The 3,194-nt window shown below is 49.0% G+C and carries 2 protein-coding genes and 1 pseudogene; all 3 read right to left on the bottom strand.

What is annotated here, in order from left to right:
- Positions 1–250, bottom strand: a pseudogene (locus JF818_RS11505) (hypothetical protein); the annotation flags it as partial.
- A complete protein-coding gene (locus tag JF818_RS11500) occupies positions 247–1,776 on the bottom strand; it encodes an ABC transporter ATP-binding protein (RefSeq protein WP_370570333.1) in 1,530 nt (509 codons plus the stop codon). The pseudogene JF818_RS11505 and the gene JF818_RS11500, both read right to left, overlap by 4 nt.
- A gap of 89 nt (positions 1,777–1,865) precedes the next feature.
- Entirely contained in the window at positions 1,866–2,969 is a 1,104-nt protein-coding gene (locus tag JF818_RS11495) for a BMP family protein (protein WP_198892148.1), read from the bottom strand.
- Positions 2,970–3,194: the final 225 nt, after the last annotated feature.

The raw sequence follows: 3,194 nt of genomic DNA, 5'->3' as shown, positions 1-3,194 counted from the left end.
GCAAACCCCATGGAAAGTCCACAGAGGATGAAGGGAACCGAGTAGTTGAGAGTCTCACCATATAGCGGATGTTCATCTTTCCGTTGTCAATGTTGTATCCACTGAGCGCTTGTAGGATTGCCTTGTACATGTTAAGCGGATTCTTACCCACCAAGGCAACCAGGATGGTCCCTACAAGGAAACCAAGGACTACGACAAGGACCGAAACGGCCCCGTCAGATTGTATGAGTCGTTCCCGGGTTAGCTTCATGCCTGTGCCTCCTTATGGGACCCAGCCATCATCATGCCGATCTCTCGCTCGGTGACTTCATGTTGCTTGTTCACTGCTACGATGCTCCCCTTGCTGATGGTTGCGATACGGTCGCACAGGTTCATGATCTCATCCAATTCCAGAGAGACCAACAATATAGCGCGTCCTTTCATTCTTTCATCTATTATTCTCTTTCTGATGTACTCGATGGCACCAACATCCAATCCACGAGTTGGTTGGGCAACCACCAGGACCTTGGGAGAAAGAGAAATCTCCCTGGCAACAATGACCTTCTGCTGGTTTCCTCCAGAGAGGCTGCCTGCCTTGGTGATCGGTCCCTCAGCGCTTCTGATATCAAACTGTTCGATTAGTTCTTCAGCGCTCGTTTTCATGGCTTCAAAATCAAGGATGCCGAATTGCTTCCTATAAGGACTCTTGTAGTAGCTCTTGATGGCAGAGTTCTCTGCAATTGAGAACTCTCCAACAACCCCGTATTTTCTGCGATCTTCCGGTATATAACCTAGGCCTTTTTCAATGCGTTCACGAATGGTGAGTTGCTCGATGGGCTCTCCATCGAGGATGATGGAACCACCAGAGAGAGGAATCAGACCGGTAATGGCACCAAGCAGCTCACTCTGGCCATTACCGTCAACTCCTGCAATACCGACAATCTCACCGTCATGGATATCAAGATTCAGGTCCTTGATTTTGACTGCCCCATTCTCATCCTTTACTTCAAGGTGCTGCAAGCTGAGTTTTACCTCTCCAACCTTCTTCTCCGGTTTCTCGATCTCAAATTTAACTGCACGACCTACCATCATCTCAGCGAGCTCCTGCTCACTGACATCGGCAACATCAACAGTGCCGATATAGGTTCCTCGTCTCAGTACTGTACAACGGTCAGATACTTCCTTGATCTCCCTAAGCTTGTGGGTGATGAGCAGGATGGTCTTGCCCTCAGCCCGCAGAGCCTTGAGAATTTCCATCAGTTCATCAATCTCCTGTGGGGTAAGGACCGCAGTAGGTTCGTCAAAGATGATGATGTTTGCATTACGGTAGAGGGTCTTGAGAATCTCGACACGCTGCTGTTGCCCGACCGATATATCCTCGATCAAGGCATCCGGGTCAACCTGCAGTCCATACTGTTTACTAAGTTTGGAAACACGCTCACGAGCACTTTTCAGATCAAGGACACGTCCCTTCACTGGCTCCATTCCCAATACAATATTCTCAGTGACCGTGAAGTTCTGTACAAGCTTGAAGTGCTGGTGCACCATACCGATTCCCAGTGATGTTGCTACATTGGGATTCTTGATCTCCACAGGATTGCCATCAAGCAATATCTCCCCGCTGTCAGCAATATACGATCCGAACAAGATGGACATCAGCGTCGATTTACCTGCCCCATTCTCACCAAGCAGGGCATGTATTTCCTGTTTCCTTACTTGGAGTGTTACCTTGTCGTTTGCCACCACGCCGGGAAACGTCTTGGTGATATTCTTCATTTCGATTGCGTATTCACTCACCCTCAGCTCCTCTTTGTCAGCTCTCTTTGAGTCCACTGACTCCAATGGATTCAAGGAGAGCCGGCAGTTTCCTGCCGGCTGAATAATACTTAGTCGTCAAGTGCGGAAAGCCCACTGGGAGCTGCGCCATTGGCCAAAGCATCCTTGTAGGTCTTGTAAAGCTTGATCTTTCCACTGATAACGTCAGCCTTTGCTGCTTCAACCTTCTCAACAACGCTCTTGCTGAGTTCAGGGTTCGCAGTTGAGTAACCGACACCATCGTCAGCCATGCCCATCTGGACCACGCCACCCTTGAAGGAACCGTCGGTAACTGCCTCGAGGACCATCAGGGAAGAGTTTTCAACACGCTTGAGCATACTGGTGAGTACAGCACTCTTATCACCGCTGTACAGACCGTCAGCATACTGGTCACTGTCTACGCCGATTGCCCAGACATTCTTACCCTGCATGCGGTACTCCTTGGCCTGTGCAATGGTTCCGTTTCCGGTTCCACCAGCTGCACTGAAAATGCAGTAGACACCCATGTCATACCAGTTCTTTGCCTGTGCTTTAGCAAGCTCCGGCTTGCCCCAGTCATTGGCATAGTAGTCATAGATTTCTGCATCAGGGAAGACAGAGAGAATACCCTGTACATAGCCCATCTCAAACTTGGTGATGGTAGCACCGGGAACTCCACCGATAAATCCAAACTTTGGATTTGCAATTCCATCTTCCTTGGCCTGGAGTGCTGCGACCAAACCAACGAGGTAGGAACCCTGCTCTTCAGAGTAGATGAACTCCATAACGTTTGGCTGTCCAACCCAGTCAACGTCAACGATGGTGAATTTCTGGTCAGGATACTGTGGGGCAACTTCACCAAGCGCATCTGCCCAGGTAAAACCGGTGACCATGATCAAGTCATACCCCTCGTCAGCAGCCTGACGGAGATTTGGGATATACATATCCTGGGTCTGAGCAGTTACTACATCATACAGTGTACCGCGACCGGTTGCATTCTCTACGGTATCGCCGTAGTACTCTACGATTCCTCTCCACGCTGCTGCGTTGAAGGACTTGTCATCAATACCGGTTGCATCAGTGAGCAAACGGATTGTTGGTCTGCCATCAGCCTGTGCGGGAGCTTCTTTACCGCCCTGTGCGAACACCATGGTGCCCATCAGCAGAACCAAGAGCAAAATACTTACTTTCTTCATGGATTACCCTCCTTAGTAGTAGGTCCGTGATTATAATGTACCTCGTATTGTACCACAAGAAAGTAGAAATGGAATATTGAGTTTTATCTCATTAGGAAGTGATATTGTCCTGAGGTAACGGAAGGGATTTTGTCACATGAGCACAGGAAGGGGATTTTCTGCCTGTCTTTGTGATATAGTCCAGGCTACAAGAAAACAAGAGGGATTGGTTCTTCTGTTTTAGAC

This window comes from Sphaerochaeta sp. S2, from assembly GCF_016406725.1.
Classification (GTDB): Bacteria; Spirochaetota; Spirochaetia; order Sphaerochaetales; family Sphaerochaetaceae; genus Sphaerochaeta.
Note: the sequence above shows the minus strand (reverse complement) of the source record. Positions and strands in the feature narration are given on the sequence as shown.

Coding starts and splice junctions, on each gene's coding strand:
- JF818_RS11495 (WP_198892148.1), bottom strand. CDS start 2,969: ATGAAGAAAGTAAGTATTTTGCTCTTGGTTCTGCTGATGGGCACCATG.